General features: G+C 66.5%; 17 protein-coding genes and 2 pseudogenes. 8 read left to right on the top strand and 11 right to left on the bottom strand.

Going from position 1 to position 19,603, the window contains the following annotated elements:
• Positions 1-80 precede the first annotated feature (80 nt).
• Together AC20117_RS09315 and AC20117_RS09310 are read left to right on the top strand one after the other, a co-directional pair.
• The gene (locus tag AC20117_RS09315; RefSeq protein WP_074699967.1) at positions 81-839 is read left to right on the top strand and encodes an IclR family transcriptional regulator; all 759 of its coding nucleotides are present in this window, start codon (positions 81-83) and stop codon (positions 837-839) included.
• Between the two features lie 48 nt (positions 840-887).
• The gene (locus AC20117_RS09310; protein WP_074699968.1) at positions 888-1,466 is read left to right on the top strand and encodes a dihydrofolate reductase family protein; all 579 of its coding nucleotides are present in this window, start codon (positions 888-890) and stop codon (positions 1,464-1,466) included.
• Between the two features lie 56 nt (positions 1,467-1,522).
• On the opposite strand, the pseudogene AC20117_RS09305 reads toward AC20117_RS09310, so the two are convergent.
• Positions 1,523-3,442: pseudogene (locus AC20117_RS09305) on the bottom strand (FAD-binding monooxygenase).
• A 296-nt stretch (positions 3,443-3,738) separates the two neighbouring features.
• Here AC20117_RS09305 and AC20117_RS09300 point away from each other — a divergent pair.
• The gene (locus tag AC20117_RS09300; RefSeq protein WP_074699969.1) at positions 3,739-5,640 is read left to right on the top strand and encodes an FAD-binding monooxygenase; all 1,902 of its coding nucleotides are present in this window, start codon (positions 3,739-3,741) and stop codon (positions 5,638-5,640) included.
• 103 nt (positions 5,641-5,743) lie between these two features.
• Here AC20117_RS09300 and AC20117_RS09295 read toward each other — a convergent pair whose 3' ends face one another.
• The 4 genes from AC20117_RS09295 to AC20117_RS09280 form a co-directional block, all read right to left on the bottom strand.
• Positions 5,744-6,403, bottom strand: coding sequence for a GntR family transcriptional regulator (locus AC20117_RS09295; protein ID WP_074699970.1), 660 nt, complete (start codon positions 6,401-6,403; stop codon positions 5,744-5,746).
• Between the two features lie 95 nt (positions 6,404-6,498).
• Positions 6,499-7,455, bottom strand: coding sequence for a transketolase family protein (locus AC20117_RS09290; RefSeq protein WP_074703101.1), 957 nt, complete (start codon positions 7,453-7,455; stop codon positions 6,499-6,501).
• A gap of 47 nt (positions 7,456-7,502) precedes the next feature.
• The gene (locus AC20117_RS09285; RefSeq protein ID WP_074699971.1) at positions 7,503-8,387 is read right to left on the bottom strand and encodes a transketolase; all 885 of its coding nucleotides are present in this window, start codon (positions 8,385-8,387) and stop codon (positions 7,503-7,505) included.
• 81 nt (positions 8,388-8,468) lie between these two features.
• Complete coding sequence (locus AC20117_RS09280) at positions 8,469-9,809, bottom strand: MFS transporter (RefSeq protein WP_074699972.1); 1,341 nt, start codon at positions 9,807-9,809, stop codon at positions 8,469-8,471.
• Between the two features lie 249 nt (positions 9,810-10,058).
• On the opposite strand from AC20117_RS09280, the gene AC20117_RS09275 reads away from it, so the two are divergent.
• From AC20117_RS09275 to AC20117_RS09260, 4 genes are read left to right on the top strand one after another with little or no spacing between them, the layout of a single operon-like run.
• Positions 10,059-10,886, top strand: a complete 828-nt coding sequence (locus AC20117_RS09275) for a sugar phosphate isomerase/epimerase family protein (protein ID WP_074699973.1) — start codon at positions 10,059-10,061, stop codon at positions 10,884-10,886.
• A gap of 29 nt (positions 10,887-10,915) precedes the next feature.
• The gene (locus tag AC20117_RS09270) at positions 10,916-11,689 is read left to right on the top strand and encodes an SDR family NAD(P)-dependent oxidoreductase (RefSeq protein ID WP_074699974.1); all 774 of its coding nucleotides are present in this window, start codon (positions 10,916-10,918) and stop codon (positions 11,687-11,689) included.
• Between the two features lie 47 nt (positions 11,690-11,736).
• Complete coding sequence (locus AC20117_RS09265) at positions 11,737-13,491, top strand: dihydroxyacetone kinase family protein (RefSeq protein ID WP_074699975.1); 1,755 nt, start codon at positions 11,737-11,739, stop codon at positions 13,489-13,491.
• Between the two features lie 9 nt (positions 13,492-13,500).
• A complete protein-coding gene (locus AC20117_RS09260) occupies positions 13,501-13,977 on the top strand; it encodes a ribose-5-phosphate isomerase (RefSeq protein WP_074699976.1) in 477 nt (158 codons plus the stop codon).
• A gap of 53 nt (positions 13,978-14,030) precedes the next feature.
• Here the strand turns inward: AC20117_RS09260 and AC20117_RS24305 are convergent, their stop codons facing one another.
• From AC20117_RS24305 to uriH, 5 genes and pseudogenes are all read right to left on the bottom strand, one after another.
• Positions 14,031-14,579, bottom strand: coding sequence for a PfkB family carbohydrate kinase (locus AC20117_RS24305; RefSeq protein ID WP_418202245.1), 549 nt, complete (start codon positions 14,577-14,579; stop codon positions 14,031-14,033).
• Positions 14,580-14,589: 10 nt separating this feature from the next.
• Positions 14,590-14,730, bottom strand: a complete 141-nt coding sequence (locus AC20117_RS24300) for a hypothetical protein (RefSeq protein ID WP_418202244.1) — start codon at positions 14,728-14,730, stop codon at positions 14,590-14,592.
• Positions 14,669-14,992 (bottom strand): PfkB family carbohydrate kinase, encoded by a 324-nt coding sequence (locus AC20117_RS24295; protein WP_418202243.1) that lies wholly within the window; start codon positions 14,990-14,992, stop codon positions 14,669-14,671. Before AC20117_RS24295 ends, AC20117_RS24300 begins: the two co-directional genes overlap by 62 nt.
• Positions 14,989-16,413, bottom strand: a complete 1,425-nt coding sequence (uriT, locus tag AC20117_RS09250) for a uridine transporter UriT (protein ID WP_074699977.1) — start codon at positions 16,411-16,413, stop codon at positions 14,989-14,991. The genes AC20117_RS24295 and uriT overlap by 4 nt, the downstream gene beginning before the upstream one ends.
• Positions 16,410-17,453 (bottom strand): annotated as a pseudogene (gene uriH, locus AC20117_RS09245) (uridine-preferring nucleoside hydrolase UriH). The gene uriT and the pseudogene uriH overlap by 4 nt, the downstream one beginning before the upstream one ends.
• 208 nt (positions 17,454-17,661) lie before the next feature.
• Between uriH and AC20117_RS09240 the strand changes: the two are divergent.
• The gene (locus AC20117_RS09240) at positions 17,662-18,654 is read left to right on the top strand and encodes a LacI family DNA-binding transcriptional regulator (RefSeq protein WP_101632574.1); all 993 of its coding nucleotides are present in this window, start codon (positions 17,662-17,664) and stop codon (positions 18,652-18,654) included.
• 39 nt (positions 18,655-18,693) lie between these two features.
• On the opposite strand, the gene AC20117_RS09235 is transcribed toward AC20117_RS09240, so the two are convergent.
• Positions 18,694-19,362 (bottom strand): DNA alkylation repair protein, encoded by a 669-nt coding sequence (locus tag AC20117_RS09235; protein WP_074699979.1) that lies wholly within the window; start codon positions 19,360-19,362, stop codon positions 18,694-18,696.
• Between the last annotated feature and the right edge of the window lie 241 nt (positions 19,363-19,603).

The raw sequence follows: 19,603 nt of genomic DNA, 5'->3' as shown, positions 1-19,603 counted from the left end.
AACGATCTCTTCCGAAAGTATGATGTGAGTCACGACGATGTTGGCGAATAATTCGCATCAAACGAACAAGAAGGAAAACCATGGCCAGATCTTCGGGCGGGAAGTCCGCGCTCTCCCGCGCGGTCCGAGTGTTGGAAGCGTTCGATCCGTCCCGCAACGAACTTACGCTGACGCAGATTGCAGCGCGTGCCGACCTGCCGATGGCTACCGCACACGGGATCGTTGCCGAACTCGTGGAGCTGGGCCTGCTTGAGCGCCGTGGCCGCGAACTCATCCTGGGTGTCAGGCTGTGGGAGGTCGCCGTCCGTGCACCCGGCGTCTTCGGGTTGCGCGAAACAGCGTTTCCCTATTTGGAGCAGGTCCGGGACCGCCTGCAGCAGCATGCCCAACTGGGCATCCTCCAGGGCGGCGAAGTGCTCTACGTCGAACGCCTGTCGGCGCCCGAATCGGCCATCAACTTCACCGCGGTTGGCGGCCGCATCCCTTGGTACGCCACCTCCAGCGGGCTGGTGCTCGCGGCCAGCGCCAGCCCCGAGGAACTCAACCGATTGCTGGCCCTCCCCCGGCCGCGCTTCGCCCTTGAACCGCAGGACAGCAACGCAGACTTCAAGAACCGGCTGGCCAAAGTCAGGCAGGAAGGCCACGCGGTCACCCGCGGCTACATCCACCAGGATTCGACGGCGGTCGCCGTGCCTGTACTGGGCCCGTATGGCCAAGCGGTAGCATCCCTCGCCGTCGTCGTTCCCTCCGGAGGTTTCGCCGTGGAGCCTGTCCTGTCGGTGCTGGCTCCGGCCGCGCGTGCCGTGAGCGTGAAGCTGAGGGAGGCATTCGCTGGCTAAGCCTGGTTTTGGACCACAATAAGAAGCAACCAATTCGAGGAGAACATCATGACCGCCACCTACACGTTCGATGTCTTTTCCAGCCTCGATGGCTTCGGCGCCGCCGGCGGCAACTGGACCGGTTACTGGGGCAAGCAAGGCCCGGAGCTGCTCGACCACCGCCTCGCCGTGTATGACGCGGAGCAGCGGATGGTCTTCGGCGCCAACACGTACCGGGCGTTCGCGCGGATGCTGGCCTCGAGCACCGAGGAGTCCGAGGTGCGTGATCCATGGGTCACACGGATGAGGAGCCTGCCGGCAACCGTGGTGTCGACAACGCTGGAGGCTCCCCTCGACTGGCCGAACGCCACCGTGGTGAGCGGTGACGCCGTCGACGTCGTCGCCCGGCTCAAGGAAGAGTCCAAGGTGCCGTTGCGCTCCCACGGCAGCTTGTCGATGAACCGGGCGCTAATGGCCGCAGGCTTGGTCGACCGTGTCCAGGTGACGCTCTTCCCGGTGATCACCGGTCAGACCGGACTGGAGCCGATCTTCCAGGGTGCGGCCGACTTCGACCTCGAACTGATCGAGAGCCGGACGCTCGACGGCAACATCCAAGAGCTCATCTACCGGCCCGCCCTGCATGTTTGAGTCCGCCCCCGCACGCTCGTTCCACGCAAGTTCAAGCAGCAGTCCCGTCCGCTGCGTTATCCGCGCATAACTCCCGCGAAGAAGGACGCCAGTTCCTGGTGGGCGTCCAGCGGCAGGACGTGCGCCACGTACTGGTCCGGACGGACCACCACCACGGCCCCCTGCTCGCGGTCGATGCCGCGCAGGTCGAAGATATCCTCGCCGGACTTCAGGTCCGGGGTGAAGATCTTTTCGTAGTCGGTCAGCCCGAACGGACCCTTCTTCGGCAGCAGCAGCTCGGGCATGACGCTGACGTCGAGGTCCCGGTGTCCCTGCTGGAAGACGGCGCGGATGTCGAACACTGAGTCAGAGTCGGCTCCGGCCGGGGTGAAGCGGCGAACCGGCGAGTCCTCCGACTCGGCGAGGAACCGGAACAGCCCGGCGAAGCGTGACTCCGGATCCTGCGGAGCGGCGGAGTCAGCGAAGGCGTAGGTCCGCCAGCGGCCGTCGGCCTGCGCCACGTGACCCAGCCCCAGCGGCTTGGCATCCGCCAGGCGGATGACCGGGGCCGAGTGGAACCGCTCGCCGATCAGGAAGCCCTTCGCCAGGTACTCGTAGGAGTCCTCGCCGGTGATCATGGACGGCTGGTAATCGGTGGCGAACCCGGCGGTAAAGCGGCCGCCCTCGGTGAAGATCCGCTGCACCTCGGCCGGGTCCATCCCCTGGTCGTCGGGGTTGTCCGGATCCTTCGGCTTCGCCCCCATGGCCGAGGACCACAGCAGGTCGAAGTCGATGAGTTCCTGCGCCACGGCCTGGCGCTCCTCGGTGTACGTGTCCAGCAGCGACTCCGGGCTGCGCCCCTCAAGCACCGCGGCGAGCTTCCAACCCAGGTTGAAGCCGTCCTGCATGGACACGTTCATCCCCTGGCCGGCCTTGGCGCTGTGCGTGTGGCAGGCGTCCCCGGCAATGAAGACGCGCGGGGTGCGGGTACCGCGCTCCTCGGGGAGCACGTCGTCGAACCTGTCGGCGATCCGCTGGCCCACCTCGTACACGGACCACCAGGCGGTGTCCTTCACCTCCAGCGTGTACGGGTGCAGGACGTTCTGCGCAGTTTCGATGATCTTCTCCTGGGTGAACCGCTTGCGGGCCTCGCGGTCCCCCGGCTCTACATCGCCCAGATCCACATACAGCCGGACCAGGTAGCCGCCCTCGCGCGGAATCAGCAGGATGTTGCCGCCGCTGGCGGACTGGATGGCGGCCTTGAACCGGACGTCAGGAAAGTCCGTGACGGCGAGGACATCCATCACGCCCCACGCGTGGTTACGCGCATCGCCCTTAAGCTCCACGCCGATCGACTTCCGCACGGCACTGCGCGCGCCGTCGCAGCCGACCACGTATTTGGCGCGGACCGTGACTTCCTAGGTCCCGCCGTCGTTGTTGGTCCGCAGCATGGTCGCCCGCACCGGGTACTCACCACCGGGACTAACGACGACGTCGGTCACCTCCAGTCCGTAGTGCGGTTCCAGCCGGCTGGGCGACTTGGCCATGTGCTCGAGCAGGTAGTCCTGCATGCGGGCCTGGTTGACGATGACGTGCGGGTACTCGGAGAGCCCGTCGGCCACATCCTGCACCCGGCCGCTGCGCACAATCCGGCTCCGGTCCTGCTCGCCGGGCCGCCAGAACACCGTTTCGTTGACCCAGTACGCCTCACGGACCAGCTTCTCGGCCAGACCGAACGCGTTGAACATTTCCACCGTGCGGCAAGCGACGCCGTCGGCCTGCCCGAGCTCGAGCGGACCACCGCGGCGCTCGACCACCATGGTCTTAACGCCCGGGAACTCCGATAGCTGGGCGGCCAGCACCGCTCCGGCCGGGCCGGTTCCGACCACCAGAACGTCCACTTCCTCCGGAAGCTGGTCGCTGCGGCCCTCATTGCCTGGGGCAGCCGGCCGGAATTCGGGGTCGCCGGGCCGGTAACCGTCTAGATAAAACTGCATGGTTCTCCTGCGTCGTCGTAAGGGTATTACCTGCCCTTGAACGTAAGACGTGCACCGTTTCCAGGCCCAGCAATTTCTGCCCTGCAGAACGCCGCGGCCGCCTTTCCCAGGCCTCCCCGCCGAGCCAGGCGAGCCGCGAACATACCCACATTCCCCCTGTTCACGAAACAGTAGTTGTTACCTGCGTCATGTTTGCCTTACAGTATTTACACCGAAAGCTATTCGATTATCGAGCGCTACGTTCTATTATCGAACACACCCAGGCCGACAACGGCACAACGAAGTGAGGAAAGCCCGTGCAGTTCCACCACCACGGTTACGTTTCAGGTGACCCGAAAGTCCAGCCGGCTGCCGGCGTCGGCATCGATCGCCCCGAGGAACTCCCTGACGAGATCGACGTCCTCATCGTGGGTTCCGGGCCGGCCGGCATGCTCACTGCCGCCCAGCTCGCCCAGTTCCCCGACATAAACACGCGCCTGGTCGAACGCCGCGGCGGACGGCTGGAGCTTGGCCAGGCGGACGGCATCCAGGCCCGCAGCGTCGAGACTTTCCAGGCCTTCGGCTTCGCCGAGGAGATCACCGCCGAGGCTTACTGGCTCACGGAGATGAACTTCTGGCGCCCGGACACCGAGAACCCCAAGCACATCGTCCGCGGCGGCCGCGCCCTCGACGACGAGCACGGCGTCAGCGAATTCCGGCACCTGATCGTCAACCAGGCCCGCGTGCTGGACTACTTCGCCGAGTTTGCCCACAACTCCCCGGCACGCCTGAAGCCCGACTTCGGCTGGGCGTTCAGCACCTTGGAGGTCACCGACGAGGGCGACTACCCCGTTAAGGTCACCCTGGTACGCAGCGCCGGACCGGATGAAGGCCAGGAGCGCGTCGTGCACGCCAAGTACGTTGTCGGCTGCGACGGCGCCCGCAGCAAGGTCCGCGCCTCCATCGGCTGCACCCTCGCCGGTGACGCGGCCAACCACGCCTGGGGCGTCATGGACGTCCTGGCGAACACGGACTTCCCGGACATCCGCACCAAGTGCGCCATCCAGTCGCATGACGGCGGTTCCATCCTGCTGATCCCGCGCGAAGGCGGCTACCTCTTCCGCATGTACGTCGATCTCGGCGTCGTGCCCGAGAATGACAAGGGTGCGGTCCGCAAGACCTCCATCGAGCAGATCATCGCGAAGGCCAACGAGATCCTGACTCCCTACACGCTCGACGTGAAGAACGTCGCCTGGCACAGCGTCTACGAAGTGGGCCACCGCCTCACCGACCGGTTCGACGACGTGCGACTTGAGGACCTCGGCACCCGTACCCCGCGCGTCTTCATCACCGGCGATGCCTGCCACACGCACAGCGCCAAGGCCGGCCAGGGCATGAACGTGTCCATGCAGGACGGCTTCAACCTCGCGTGGAAGCTCGGGCATGTGCTGGAAGGCCGCGCTCCGGAGAGCCTGCTGTCCACCTACTCGGCCGAGCGCCAGGTTGTGGCCAAGAACCTCATCGACTTCGACAAGGAATGGTCGACGTTGATGGCGAAGAAGCCCGAAGAGTTCAGCTCCCCGTCCGAGCTCGAGGACTTCTACGTCCGCACCGCGGAGTTCCCCGCGGGCTTCATGACCGAGTACGCCCCCTCGATCCTGACCGGCGAGAACGCGCACCAGGACCTCGCCACCGGGTTCCCCCTCGGCAAGCGTTTCAAGTCCGCCAAGGTCTCGCGCGTCTGCGACACGAACCCGCTCCACCTCGGCCACCTGGCCACCGCCGACGGCCGCTGGCGCATCTATGTCTTCGCCGACCAGGCGCAGGCCGGCGCAGCCTCGCCCGTCGCCGACTTCGCCGAGTGGCTGAAGAACGCCCCGGACTCGCCGCTGGCAGCCACCCCGGAGGGCGCGGATCTCGACGCCTGGTTCGATGTGAAGGTCATCTACCAGCAGAAGCACGAAAACGTCGACATCAATGCGGTGCCCGATGTATTCAAGCCCCAGGTCGGACCGTTCCAGCTGACCAACCTCGAGAAGGTCTTCGGCGTTGCCAAGGATGAGGACATCTTCGAAGCGCGCGGCCTCGACCGCGGCGGCGTCGTCGTGGTGGTCCGGCCGGACCAGTACGTGGCCAACATCCTGCCGCTGACGGCGACTGCTGAGCTGGGCGAGTTCTTCGCCCCGCTCCTGCGGGCCCGCCAGCTCAAGAAGGCCTAGGCCGGAGCGCTTTCAGGCGCAGCGCAATAAAACGCCGGCCGTTCGGTTCCGTAAGTACGGACTGAACGGCCGGCGTCGTGCGTTGGAATGCGCTTTGGCGGGACTAGCCAACCAGGACGCTTGCTGCGCCTTCCATATGCGCGCCGATCGTCTCGGTTGCCTTGGCCTCGTCGCCCGTTTCGAGGGCGTCGACGATGTCGCTGTGTCTCTTGACGTCCATGTTCTGTACGGCGCGTTCCAGCCCCGCGAACATGATGGACATGCGGATATTGCCCTCTAGTGAGCGCCAGGAGTGCAGGAGCGTTTCGTTGCCCGTGAGCCGGCACATCGTCCGGTGGAAGTTCAGGTCCGCTTCAATCCGCCCCTCCAGCCCGTCTTCGGCAGCCGCCGCCATTTCATCGACGGCCGCCCGGAGTTCCTTGATAACGCTGGCACGGTCCTCAAGTGCGCAAAGTTCACGGGCGGCCAGTGACTCCAGTGCGGCGCGGACGGAAAAAATGTCGCGGATCTCCTTGGCGTCCAAATGCCGGACCGAGAGTCTGCCACGCGCACCGGCGGAGATCAGGCCTTCCTGCTGCAGTTCGCGCATCGCCTCGCGGAGCGTGCCCCGGCTGATCTGCAGCATCTCGGACAGCTCGGTCTCCACCAGGTGGGTGCCCGGCGCGAGCTCTCCGGTGGTGATGGCTCGACGCAGCGCGGCAAGGGCCTGCTGCCGAAGGCTGGTTTTTTCCAACCCGAGCAGCGACATCGATTCGGCAGCCATGGGGTTCAACTTCCTAAGGTGCGGTCGGGACCGACTGTTGACAGTAGTTCTGTTAACAGTCGATCTTACGGCCGTCCCGGGTCTGACGGCACTCATCACACCTCAAGTTCGCTGAGAACCGTGTTGATGATGCGGTCCAAGGACAGTCCGTAGCGCTCATGCAGGGTGGGCAGTGCGCCGGCGTGCAGGAACTCGTCCGGCAGCGCAATGGGGACAATCCGTTTGCCCAGTCCCGCCTTAACCACCTCGGCGGCGACGGTTTCGAAGAGACCGCCGATCACGGTGTGGTTTTCCAGCGTGACGATCAGCCTGTCGGTATTGATTTCTGTCAGGACGGTTTCGGCGTCGAACGGTTTAATGGTCGGGGTGTGCACCACGGCAACGTCCACATTGTGTACCGCCAGGTCTTTGGCGGCCTGCAGCGCGCGCATGGTCATCAGCCCGCTGGAAACTAAGACGACGTCGGCGCCGTCGCGCAGCACCTTGGCCTTGCCCAGTTCGAAGGTGTAGCCGTACTCGTCCAGCACCGTGGGCACGTTGCCACGCAGCAGGCGCAGATAGGTGGGTCCTTCGCTGGCGGCCAGCTGCGGCACGGCCTGCTCGATGTCGACCGAGTCGCACGGATCCACGATCGTCAGGTTGGGCATGCCGCGGAAGATCGCCATATCCTCAGTGGCCTGGTGCGACGGACCGTAGCCGGTGGTCAGGCCGGGCAGGCCGCCCACGATGTTGACGTTCAAGTTGGGTTCGGCAGCGTCCAGGCAGAGGAAGTCGTAGGCGCGCCGGGCGGCGAAGACCGAGTAGGTGGAGGCGAACGGGATAAGGCCGGTCTGGGCCATGCCGGCGGCGGCACCGAAGAGCAGCTGCTCGGCCATGCCCATCTGGAAGAACCGCTCCGGGTAGGCCTGCGCGAAGATGTGCATGTCCGTGTACTTGCCCAAGTCCGCAGTCAGGCCCACGATCTTGTCGTTCTCCTGCGCGGCCTTTACCAGCGCGTGGCCGAACGGTGCGGGGGCGGTCTTCTGGCCTGGGTCCGCGAAGGAGGCGATCATCGCCGAGGTCTTCAACCGTGGCTTGGCTGTGGTTGCGACGGTGGTGCTCACTTGGTTTCTCCTTCGTACCCGGCGGTCAACTGCTCGCGGCAGATCTGCCATTCGTGTTCCTCGATGCGCATGAAGTGCGCCTTTTCACGGTTCTCCAGCAGCGGCACGCCGCGGCCGACCTTGGTGTCGCACAGGATGACCGAGGGCCTGCCCTCGGGCGCTGCCTGCGCTGCCGCAGCGTCGAAGGCGGCGAGCAGCGCCCCCATGTCGTTGCCGTCCACCCGTTGGACAAACCAGCCGCAGGCGGCCCATTTGTCCGCAACCGGCTCGGTCCGCAGCACGGTGTCGGTCTTGCCGTCCGCCTGCAGGGCGTTGATGTCCACCATCGCGGTCAGGTTGCCCAGCTGGTGGTGGTGCGCGCCCATCGCAGCCTCCCACGTGGAGCCTTCGTCCAGCTCGCCGTCGGAAAGGAAGTTGTACACTCGGGCTTCCGACCCCTGGTAGCGCAGGCCCAGGGCGGTCCCAACGGCGATTGTCAGCCCGTGTCCGAGCGACCCGCCGGAGATCTCCATCCCGGGTGTGTAGGTGGACATACCGGACATCGGCAGTCGAGAATCATCCGAGCCGTAGCTGTCCAACTCCGCCACCGGCACGATGCCTGCCTCGGCGAGCGCGGCGTAGTGGCCGATGGCGTAGTGCCCGGTGGAGAGCAGGAACCGGTCGCGGGCTTCCCACTCCGGGTCCTCGGCCCGGTAGCGCAGCTGGTCGGCGTACACCACGGCAAACATCTCCGCGGCGCCCAGCGCCTGGCCGACGTAGCCCTGCCCCTGCACCTCCCCCATGTTCAGGGCATAGTGCCGGATCCGGTAGGCGGCGGCCTCGACCCGTTCGGTGCGGGCGGCCGTGGCCTCCGGACTCTGGATGCTCGATGTCAGTGTCAACGTGGATTCCTAACGTAAAAGTACGACGGCGGGACACCGGGTGGGGCGGCATGCCCCACCCGGGTGCCGGTTGGGTGAAGATCAGGCGCTTACTTTGGCCGGACTGGCAGTGGCTGCGGCCTCGTCCGCCAAGCGGCGCTCCCGCTTGCCCCAGGTTTCCTTGGTCGCCAGCGCGGCCCATAGACCGATGGCTCCGTAAGCGCTGAATAGCAGCGCCGGACCCATCCACCCGAGTGCCACGAACAGCAGTGTGGTGATGAACGGGGTGAAGCCGGAGACCATGGCCGAGAACTGGTACGCCAGCGAGGCACCGGAGGAGCGGGTCTTGGCCTGGAATAGCTCCGGGAACCAGGCACCCTGGGCGCCGGCCAGGGAGTTCTGGCAAACGGCGTAGGCGATCACCACTGTGGCGATGACAAACAGGAACATACCTGTGTTGACCATCAGGAACATCGGGATGCCGAACACTACGGCGAAGGCGCAGGAAACGATGTAAACGGGACGGCGTCCGACCACATCCGTGAGCTTGCCCCAGGCCATGGTGGCGAAGATGCCCACGGCGGAAGCGATGCACAGGGCAGTCAAGGTCTCGGTCTTGTTGGCGAGCTCGGAGCTGTGCAGGTAGGAAATCATGTAGGTGATGGAGACGGCGTAGCCGGCGGTCTCAGCAATGCGCAGGCCGAACCCGCGCACAATGTTGCGCCAGTCGGTGCGGATGACCTCCACGATGGGGGACTTAACGATGTCGCCCTTGTCTTTCACATCTTCAAAGACCGGCGACTCGGGAACCTTGGAGCGGATGATCAGACCGACGGCCACCAGCACGATGCTGGCCAGGAACGGAACGCGCCAGGCCCACTCGTTGCCCAGATGGACGCTGAAGAGGAAGACCAGGTTGGCCAGCAGCAAGCCGACAGGGAATCCTGCCTGGACGATGCCGGTGTACTTCCCCTTCTGCTTCCAGGGTGCATGCTCGTAGCTCATCAGGATGGCCCCACCCCACTCGGCACCGAAGGCTAGGCCCTGGATGACGCGCACGGCCACGAGGAGGGCCGGAGCCAGCAGGCCGACCTGTGCATAGGTAGGCAGCAGGCCGATGGCGAAAGTCGCCAGGCCCATGAGGATGAGCGAGGCCACTAGAACCGGCTTGCGGCCCAGTTTGTCGCCGAGGTGCCCGCCGATAATCCCACCCAGCGGACGGGCGGCAAAGCCGACACCGAGCGTGGCGAACGCGGCGAGCGTGCCGGTCAGCGGATCAGCGCTGGGGAAGAAAGCTGTACCGAAGTAGAGGGCCGCGGCAGTGCCGAAGCCGATGAAGTCATAGGTCTCAATAACAGCGCCAACACCTGAGCCGATTGCGACGCGCTTGGCGTCTTTGGTGCCGTGAACTGGTCCGCGCATTGTCAGAGCTTCGTTGCCCATGGAATTACCTTTCGAAGCGATGCCGGAGACGGGGGGAGGCCGTCACCGTCACTGTTGACAGTCAACAGGATACGTCAATCAGTGTGAGCGGCACCACTCGGCTATGTCAACAGTCAACATAAACTTATTTCAAAGGTTGACTGTTGACAGTCAACTCACTTACCGTGGTTCGCATCACACTCCTCTCGACGCAGGTCCGCTTCCGCGGAGAGCTGCCGGAGGCGTTCCGACTTCAACAAGGGACCATCAATGACGTTCCATCCCCGCTTGGGTTGTTCCACCATCAGCTTCCGACACTTGGACCTGCAGGCTGCGCTGGAGACTATTGACGGACTCGGTTTCATGGAGATCGACCTCGGCGCACTCCCCGGTGTCTGCGACCACGTGCCCTACGTTCTCGACGAGTCCGCGGTTGCCTACGTTGCCAAGACCGTGGCGGCTTCCGGGCTGCGGGTCCGTTCCATCAACGGCGATATCGGCGACCTCAACCGGCCACTCGGTCCTCAGGAACGCGCGGAGCGGACGCGGCACCTGGACATGCTGCTCGCCCTCGCGGAGCAGACCAACGCGCAGGCCCTGGTCCTGCCGTGCGGCGCGCTCGCCCATAACCCTGTAGGCACTCTCGACGACGACCTTGACCTGGTGGCCGCCGAACTTACCGCAGCCGCCGCGCGGGCCGCTGCTGCCGGCGTCGAAATTTGGACGGAATCCTTGCACCTCTTCCGGCTCTGCTACGACATTGAGCGCGCTCAGCAGTTGACCGACCGGCTGGCCTGCACCGATGTGCGGCTGGTCATGGACTTCAGCCATATAGTCGCGTCCGGTGGCAGCCCGGAGGAATTCATCAACCGCTTCCATGAGCGGATCTCGCACGTCCATCTGCGCGATGCGGTGCCGGGGGACATCAACCTCAGCATCGGCAACGGCGAGGCCGACTTCGCCTCCGGGCTGAAGAAACTGGCGGACAAGGGCTACACCGGCCACTTTTCACTCGAACTCGAGACCCGCGACGTCACCCATGACGAACGACCGGCCGCGGCGGCCCGCGCCGCGGCAACCATCACCAACCTCATCTAACCCTGCAACACAGCACCCAAGGAGACATCATGACCACCATCCAGCGCACCGCTGTCATCACCGGAGCAACCTCGGACCGCGGCATCGGCATGGCCACTGCGCGCCGCTACGCCCGCGAAGGCTGGGCCGTCGTCGTTCTGGACCTCGACGGCGAAAAATCCGCCAAGGTTGCCCGCGAGATCGGCAACGAACTCAACGTTCCTTCCTTTGGCTACGAGATCGACGTGACCAGCGAAGACTCCGTAGCCAAAGCGCAGGCTGCGGTGGAGGCGGAAGTACGGGCAGGCAATCTACCCGCCGTCGGCGCCCTGGCCAACATCGCCGGCATCACCTCCCCTGTCCCGTTCCTGGAGACCAGCCTGGAGCTGTGGAACAAAGTCATGGCCGTCAACGCCACAGGCACCTACCTGGTCACCAAGGCCTTCCTGCCCGCAATGCTTGAGAACAAGTGGGGCCGGATCGTGAACATGTCCTCGGTCTCCGCCCAGCGCGGCGGCGGCGTCTTCGGCAAGGTCCCCTACTCCTCGGCCAAAGCCGCGATCCTCGGCTTCACCAAGGCCTTGGCCCGGGAGCTCGGGGACAGCGGCGTGACCATCAACGCCGTCACCCCCGGTGCCGTTGACACCAACATCCGCGTCGGCACCACCCCCGAGCTGGAAGCTGCGATCGCCCGCGACATCCCGCTGGGACGGACCGGCAGCACCGAGGAAGTCGCCGCCGTCATCACCTTCCTCTCCAGCGAGGATGCCTCCTACCTGACAGGCTCCACCTTCGACATCAACGGCGGCAGCCACATGTACTAGGCCGCGCCGCAGCCGACCCTGACGCTCCCGCCCCAAAGGAAATCCTCATGACCAGAATCTTCAATGACCCGGCCGTCTTCGCCGAAGAAGCGCTGCAAGGTTTCTGCGAACTCCACGCCGACCTGGTCCGCCGGGTCGACGGCGGTGTTGTCCGCCGTCGCCGTCCCGCCCAGCCGAAGGTTGCCGTTATTGCCGGCGGCGGCTCCGGCCACTACCCCGCCTTCGCAGGTTTGGTGGGCCGCGGTTTTGCCGACGGCGCCGTGGTCGGCAACATTTTCACCTCGCCGTCCGCCCAGCAGGCGCATTCGGTAGCCCGGGCGGCAGCGTCCGGCGGAGGCGTGGTGTTCACCTACGGCAACTACGCCGGGGACGTGATGAACTTCGGTCTCGCCAGCGAGAGACTGGCGGCCGAAGGCATCCCGGTTGCGAACGTTGTGGTCACGGATGACATTGCCTCAGCGCCGCCCGTCGAGGCGGACAAGCGACGCGGCATCGCCGGCGACTTCACGGTCTTCAAGATCATGGGAGCCGCCGCAGAAGCGGGAGCGGAGTTCGACGACGTGGTCCGGTTGGGCCGCAAGGCCAACAGCCTGACCCGTACCATCGGCACTGCCTTCGGCGGCTGCACCTTCCCGGGCGCGGAGGCCCCGCTGTTCACCATCCCGGACCGGCAGATGGGACTGGGACTGGGCATCCACGGCGAGCCCGGACTGCTGGACACCGAACTGCCTTCAGCTGCCGAGCTCGGGCAGGAACTCGTGGCGCGGGTCCTTGCCGAGAAGCCCGACGGCGGTGGGAACCGGATTGCCGTCATCCTCAATGGGTTGGGGTCCACCAAGCACGAGGAGCTGTTTGTCCTCTGGCGGACCGTCGCCGCACAGCTGCGCGAGGCCGGATGCACGCTGGTGCTTCCGGAGGTGGGCGAGCTCGTCACATCCCTGGACATGGCGGGCGTTTCACTGACCGTCACCTGGCTGGACGAAGAGCTCGAGTTGCTGTGGGCCGCTCCGGCCGAAACGCCGGCCTACCGACGCGGCGCACTTTCCGCCGCCGTGGACGGCGCCGAGACGGCCGATGCTGCCGAGGCCGACGACCCCGAGCGCACTGTAGTCCCGGACTCCACGTCCGAATCCCGGGAGTTTGCGCAGCATTGCGTGGCGGCGCTGGAAACAGCCCGACTGACTTTGCACGAGGCCGAGGCCCGACTGGGTGAGATGGATGCCGTGGCCGGCGACGGCGACCACGGACGGGGCATGGTCCGCGGGATCGATGCCGCCTTCAACGCCGCGGTTCTGGCGGCCGACAACGGCGCCGGCGCCGGAACCGTTCTCACCGCTGCCGGAGATTCCTGGGCGGCCAAGGCCGGCGGCACCTCCGGCGTCCTGTGGGGTGCGGGGCTGCGGGCCTTCGGCGAAAGCATCGGAGACGCCGCGGCCCCCTCCCCCACCGCGCTCGTTGCCGCGGTAAAGTCCTTCACCGACCGCATCCTCATTCTCGGTAAAGCGGAACCGGGCGACAAGACGATGGTGGATGCCCTCTTGCCCTTCCACCGGACCCTGACAGAAGCAACTGCACACAATAACGGCGCGTTCGCCGGTTGGGAGCAGGCCTGCCGCGCAGCAGTCGGGGCGGCCGAAGCAACTGCTGCCTTGGCTCCGCGGAAGGGCCGCGCCCGGCCGCTGGCCGAAGAAAGCATCGGCACCCCCGACCCGGGTGCCACCTCCCTGGCCATGGTGAGTGCCGCCGTCGTACGCCGTTTTACTGCACCCGCGCCATCAGCAGCGCATTCCACAGCTAACTAAGGAACAACCATGACACTGCGAGTGATTCTCGGCTCGGACGAAGCCGGCGTCGATTACAAGGCCCAGGTTCTGGCTGACCTGCGGCAGGACCCGCGCGTAGGCGAGGTCATCGACATCGGCGTCAACCGCGCGGACGAGGACTTCACCAAGGCGTACCCGTACATCGGCATCGCCGCGGGCGAGATGATCCGCGACGGCCTGGCCGACCGCGCGATTCTCTTCTGCGGGACCGGCCTGGGTGTGGCCATCTCCGCCAACAAGGTCGAGGGGATCCGCGCCGCCACCGCCCACGATTCGTTCTCCGTGGAGCGTTCCGTCCTCTCGAACGATTGCCAGATCCTGACCATGGGCCAGCGGGTCATCGGGCTGGAGCTGGCGCGGCGGCTGGCCAAGGAATGGATCGGCTACACCTTCGACCCGTCCTCGGCCTCCGCGGCCAAGGTCCAAGTGCTGGCTGAATTCGAAGGCGCCGCTACCCGCGCCTGAGGTCTAACGTCAGGCGCGGGACCCGTTGGATGGCGGGTGTGGGACCGGCAGGGTCAGCGGCCTAGCCGCAGGCGCTCTACTTCTTCCAGCCGCGGATACGCGGCCTGGGTTCCCTTCTTGGTGGCGGCGAGGGCGGCGGCGACCGAGGCGAAGGCGGCCGCCTCGGCCAGGGCCTGCCCCGCGGCAAGCCGTGCGGCGAGGGAGCCTGTGAAGGCGTCGCCAGCTCCGGTGGTGTCCACGGCGTCGACCTTGGTTGGGGCAATCCGGGTGATCCGCTTGCCTTCGCCGGCGCGCGAGTCCAGCACCACGGAGCCGTGCGCACCGAGCGTGACCACGGCCCGCTCCAGCCCATGCTCCGCGAACTTCAGCCGCACGGGCTCCCACTGGGCCGGTTCCGCGGCGGCGCCGGGCATGTCGGCGCCGCCGAGGAACAGCGACGCCTCGTGGGCGTTGACCAGCAGGACGTCGCTGAGTTCGGCCAGGCTCTGCGGTACCGGCGCATAAGGCGAGAGGTTGAGCAGCACTGTTGCACCGGCGTCGTGCCCTGCTTTTGCTGCCGCTTCCACCGTCTCCAGCCCGGCTTCAAGGCAGAGACAGACCACGGCGGCGCCGTCAAAAAATACCCTGCGCTGCCGCGATGTCAGCCGACGCGACCGTGGCGTTGGCGCCGGCGGAGTAGATGATGGTGTTCTCACCCTGCGCGTCGACGGTGATGACGGCGACGCCGGTCTCCGCGTCGGCGATACGGCGCACGCGGGAGACGTCCACGCCGGCCCCCGGCCACGGAGGCGAGCAGCATGTCCCCGTTGGAGTCCTCGCCCACCGCGCCGATCAGGGCGACGTTGCCGCCCAGCCGGCCCGCGGCCACCGCCTGGTTGGCGCTCTTGCCGCCCGGGTTCACCGCGAAGCCTTCGCCGTGCAGGGTCTCGCCCGGGTTGGGCAGCCGCTCCGTGTAGATGGCCAAGTCCGCGTTCAGCGAACCAACGACGACGATGCGTCCTGCTTCCGGATTCACTTTTCCACCTCTGCATCAACGGGCTTGGGGATCAGCAGCGAGGCCCCGAAGGCCGCGACCGTGATGACCAGGCCGACCACCACCACCGTCAGGTAGGAGCCGCGGTCGCCCAGCGCCGAGGTGCCCACGAGCACCGCCGGCAGCACCAGGAAGCTCAGCCCGGCGCCGAGATTGAAGGCACCGGCGTTCATGCCGGGCAGGAAGCCGGGGTTGCCCGGGGGCGAGAGCACCACGCCGAGCCCGTTGAGCATGATGTTCGCGGTGCCGGCGTACATGATTCCGAGCAGCGCGGTGCCGGCGACCATCAGCGGCAGGCTGTCCAGGCCGAACAGCACGATGATGAGCAGCGAGACGATGCTGCCGATCATGCCGATGCGCAGCACGTTGGTGTAGCCCAGCACCGGTGCGAGGCGTCCGCTGATCGGGCCGAAGACCCAGCCCAGCAGCGCGTACGGGGTCAGGATGAGCAGCGCGGTTTCGGTGGGGCCGATGGCGAAGCCTGGCGCGGCGGCCTGCACGTAGGCGGGGACAATCCCGTTGATCACGGCGAAGATGCCGGTCATGGTCAGGACCGTGGTCAGCAATGGGGCCCAGGTGGAGCGCTGGCGCAGGTGGACAATCTCGACCATCGGCTGCTTGGTGCGCTTTTCAGTGGCCCAGAAGGCGGCGAACGCGGCGGCGGCCACGGCGATCAGCACCAGCGCGAGGACCAGCGTGCCCATCGAGAACGCGCCCACAAGCTTCGCGGCCTCGTTCAGGGCGGTTAGCAGGGCGCCGACGGCGACCACGATGAAGACGACGCCGGTCCAGTCCATCCGCGTTCCGGCCTGCGGTTTGCTCTCGGGCGTCAGCACGGCGACGAGGACCGCGGCGATCACGCCGAGGAGCACCATGAACCAGAAGATGCTGCGGAAGCCGTAGTGCTCGGCCATGTAGCCGCCGAGGAAGGAATCCACGCCGGCCACCCCGCCGTTGACCGCGAGGATGACGCCCATCAACGTGCCGTAGGTCTTCAGGTTGGGCACGGCGGTGCGCAGCATGATCAGGCACAGCGGCACGGTGGGGCCGCTGACGCCCTGGATGATGCGGCCCACGAAGAGCCAGGTGACGTCCGGGGCCAGCGCGGCGATCACGGAACCGGCGGCGGTCAGCAGCATCATGCCGACGAGGATCCGCTTGCGGCCGACGATGTCGCTCAGCCGGGGCAGGAACAGCGAGAACAGCGCGGCCGTGGTGAAGAACCAGGTCTGGGACAGGCCGATGGCGGCCTGGTCGGTCTGCAGCTCCTCGCCCATGGTGACCAGGGCGGGGCTGAGCATGGAGGCATTGAGCTGGAAGGCCACGCAGGCCGTCAGCAGGGCGACCATCAGTGCGGTGGTGCCGCCGCGGGTGGTCTTTGTTTCGTCGAGAACGGCGCTCATTTCGCGGCCATCCCGGTGGTGACGGGCGCTGCGGAGGCGGGTGCCGCCGTCGTACTTGGGTTGGCGGTGCCGAGGTCCACCTCGCCGATCCGGACCAGCGCGTCGGTGACGAGGTTCCAGAACTTGGTGCGGTCCAGGTCCACGGCCACGGACGTGTGGCAGTCCGCCGGGGCGGGCGCGCGGAAGTCGGCGACGGTCATGCCGAGGGTCAGCTTGCCCTGCAGTTCGATGTCCACGGGCACCTTGCGGGTGGTCATGACGGTGGGATCGATGACGTACGCGACGGCGCACGGGTCGTGGACCGGCGGGAAGTCGAAGCCCTGCGCGTCCTTGTAGGTCTGCGCGAAGAAGTCCATCAGCTCGCGGACAAAGCGGGCCGGGCCGGTGCCGACGGCTTCGATCTGCGCGACGACCTCGGGGGTGGCGAGCGCCTGGTGCGTGAGGTCCAGCCCCACCATGACCACGGGCCACTTCTCGTTGAAGACAATGTGCGCGGCTTCGGGGTCGATGATGATGTTGAATTCGGCGACGGCGGACCAGTTGCCCACGTGGTAGCCGCCGCCCATCAGGACAACTTCCTTGACCCGCTCGACGATGCGCGGCTCCTTGCGGGCGGCCATCGCGATGTTGGTGAGGCCGCCGGTCGGGACCAGGGTCACGGTGCCGGGCTCGTGCGCCATGACCGTGTCGATGATGAGATCGACGGCGTGGCGCGGGTCCAGCTCGATGGCGGACTCGGGCTACGCGGGGCCGTCCATGCCGGATTCGCCGTGGATGTCCGGAGCGGTTTCGATGGTGCGCACCAGCGGGCGGTCGCAGCCGGCGGCGAACGGGACACCGGTGATGCCGGCGATGGTGCCCACGGCCAGGGCGTTCTTGGTGACCTTGGCCAGGGTCTGGTTGCCGACCACGGTGGTCACGGCGAGCAGCTCGATGTCCGGGTTACCATGCGCCAGGAGCAGCGCCACGGCGTCGTCGTGCCCGGGATCGCAGTCCAGGATGATCTTCTTCGGTCCAGGGGTCACGGAAGTGGCGTCCATGTTTTCTCTCCACGTCATCGGGGCCCGCCGCAGCGGGATTCAGTCACAGGAAGTGTGACACCTCTCTGGCGTTAACGTCAAACGCTTGACGTTAACTGCGTCAAGCGTTTGATGCCTTGTGGCAGTTGAACGTGCTTATCATGGGCTAATGGATTCCTCGCGCCCTCTGAAGCAGCCGTCGCGCCCCGGTGCACGGGTGACTGCGGCGATGGTGGCGGCCCGTGCCGGCGTCTCCACGGCGACGGTTTCCCTGGTTGCCAACGGCAAGACGCGCGGCCGGGTTTCCGAGGACAACATCTCCCGGGTCCGGCAGGCCATCGCCGAGCTGGGCTATGTGGTGGACAGCGTTGGCAGTTCGCTGGCGAGAGGCGTCAGTTCCATCGTGGTCCTGGTGGCGCCGGACATCTCCAACCCGTTCTTCGCGAAGGTCATCGCCGGCGTCCGCGAGTCCCTCGGCGCGGACTTCCAGCTGCTGCTCTCCGTCACCGAGGCCGGCGAATTCCCGCGCGCCGACGACATCCGGCGGATCCTCGCGCTGCGCCCGGCCGGCCTGCTGGTGGATGCTCCCGATGCCGCGTTCCTCGAAGACCTCTCCACCACCGGCCCCATGGTGCTGCTCGACGCGCCCGGACTGGAGGCCTACGCCCCCTCCGTCAACCTCGACGTAGCCCACGGCGCGCGCGAACTCGCGGCGCATCTGGCCAGCTCAGGCCACCGGCGCGTCGCCTACCTGGACAGCGTGACCGGAACGGCCACGTTCGCGATCCGCCGGACGGCCTTCCTGGAGGAGGCTGCCGCGCGCGGCGTGACCGTTGATCCGGCGCACCAAATCAGCACCACGATCGACGTCGGTGCTTCGGCCGAGGCGTTTGCCGCCGCCTGGCCGCAGTGGCAGCAGGCTGGCGTCACCGCCGTCGTCTGCGCCACCGACACCCATGCGTACGGCGTGCTGCAGGAAGCGCGCGTGGCCGGCGTGCGGATCCCGGACGAACTCGCCGTCGCGGGCTTCGACGACCTGCCCTACTCCGCCACCAGCAACCCCGGCCTCTCCAGCGTCCACCTGCCAGCCGCGCGCCTGGGCCTCAAGGCCGGCGAACAGCTGCGCGGCCTGATCGAAGGCCGCGATCTCGAGCAGCCCCAGCTCACTTTGGAGAGCTCGCTGATCGTGCGCGGCTCCACCGAGCGGGCCACCGCCAGCTGACTAACGACGGCGGTGCCCGCCCTGTGTGCGTCCGTCACCTCAGGCGGTCTGCCGACGCACCATCTCGTTGATCCAGCTCGGCGCGAACGGCGAGGTGCAGTTCGGCGGCGTCGGGTAGTCCTTGAGTACCTCCAAGCGTTCGCCGATGTCGAGCGCCCGGGCCCGGTGTTCCGGATGCTCAATCCCGATCTGAGCAAGCGTGTGGTTCATTGCCCACTGGAGGCGGTCCGGCGCGTCCTTCATCTCCGCTTTGATGGTGTCGAGCAGCCCTGCGAGGTCAAGCCCCTCGGGCTTCTTCGCCACCCGCTCGGTGGTCAGCGCCCAGCCGGCACTGGCGACCACCGGATCCGCATCCGCGGTCCACTTCAACCGTAATTCCTCGGCGTGCGGGCTCTTCTTGACCACATAGTTCACCAGCCAGTCGTGCACCTTGGGGGCGCGCGACTCGCGCAGCATCGCGTCCAGCTCGTCCTGCTCGAAGGCCTTTGGCTGGCAGATCAGCAGGGCCAGCAGCCGCGCCGCGGTGTTATCCGTCGCCCAGAGCTCGCGGGCGAGGTCCTGCTGCGTCTTCAGCCGCTTCGCGACCGCCCGAAGCTTGCTGAGATTCACGCCGTGGTCGTCGCCGCGCTTCTCGTTCGCCTCGCGCATCTTCGGATCCTCCAGCGCGGCCAGCTCGGCCATCACCTCGGACACCGTCGTCTCGGACATTTCACCCTCCCGGTTATTCGCGTCTCGGGTTCCAGCCTACGGCCGCGGTACCGATCGGCCGCTTCACGCCTCCAACTCCCCCGGTTTTGTTCCAGCTCCAACCAGGTGCCAATGGAACAATGCCGAAGGCCGAAGGTGACGGGGTAGCGCTAAGAGCCTTCTTCTCAGCCGATGCCGGAAATAGTGCACTGCAGTGTGGAAAGCGGAAACGGGAACCTTGAAGCCCGACGACGGCAAGCAC

It is taken from the genome of Arthrobacter crystallopoietes (genome assembly GCF_002849715.1).
In the GTDB taxonomy this organism is placed as follows: Bacteria; Actinomycetota; Actinomycetes; order Actinomycetales; family Micrococcaceae; genus Crystallibacter; species Crystallibacter crystallopoietes.
The sequence above is the reverse complement of the archived record's forward strand: the minus strand, read 5'-3'. Positions and strand labels throughout refer to the sequence as shown.

Bases quoted from the DNA above. Each gene is read 5' to 3' on its own strand.
- AC20117_RS09315 (WP_074699967.1), top strand. From the start codon at position 81: ATGGCCAGATCTTCGGGCGGGAAGTCCGCGCTCTCCCGCGCGGTCCGA.
- AC20117_RS09310 (WP_074699968.1), top strand. From the start codon at position 888: ATGACCGCCACCTACACGTTCGATGTCTTTTCCAGCCTCGATGGCTTC.
- AC20117_RS09295 (WP_074699970.1), bottom strand. From the start codon at position 6,403: ATGGCTGCCGAATCGATGTCGCTGCTCGGGTTGGAAAAAACCAGCCTT.
- AC20117_RS09290 (WP_074703101.1), bottom strand. From the start codon at position 7,455: ATGATCGCCTCCTTCGCGGACCCAGGCCAGAAGACCGCCCCCGCACCG.
- AC20117_RS09280 (WP_074699972.1), bottom strand. From the start codon at position 9,809: ATGGGCAACGAAGCTCTGACAATGCGCGGACCAGTTCACGGCACCAAA.
- AC20117_RS09275 (WP_074699973.1), top strand. From the start codon at position 10,059: ATGACGTTCCATCCCCGCTTGGGTTGTTCCACCATCAGCTTCCGACAC.
- AC20117_RS09270 (WP_074699974.1), top strand. From the start codon at position 10,916: ATGACCACCATCCAGCGCACCGCTGTCATCACCGGAGCAACCTCGGAC.
- AC20117_RS09265 (WP_074699975.1), top strand. From the start codon at position 11,737: ATGACCAGAATCTTCAATGACCCGGCCGTCTTCGCCGAAGAAGCGCTG.
- AC20117_RS09260 (WP_074699976.1), top strand. From the start codon at position 13,501: ATGACACTGCGAGTGATTCTCGGCTCGGACGAAGCCGGCGTCGATTAC.
- uriT (WP_074699977.1), bottom strand. From the start codon at position 16,413: ATGAGCGCCGTTCTCGACGAAACAAAGACCACCCGCGGCGGCACCACC.
- AC20117_RS09240 (WP_101632574.1), top strand. From the start codon at position 17,662: ATGGTGGCGGCCCGTGCCGGCGTCTCCACGGCGACGGTTTCCCTGGTT.
- AC20117_RS09235 (WP_074699979.1), bottom strand. From the start codon at position 19,362: ATGTCCGAGACGACGGTGTCCGAGGTGATGGCCGAGCTGGCCGCGCTG.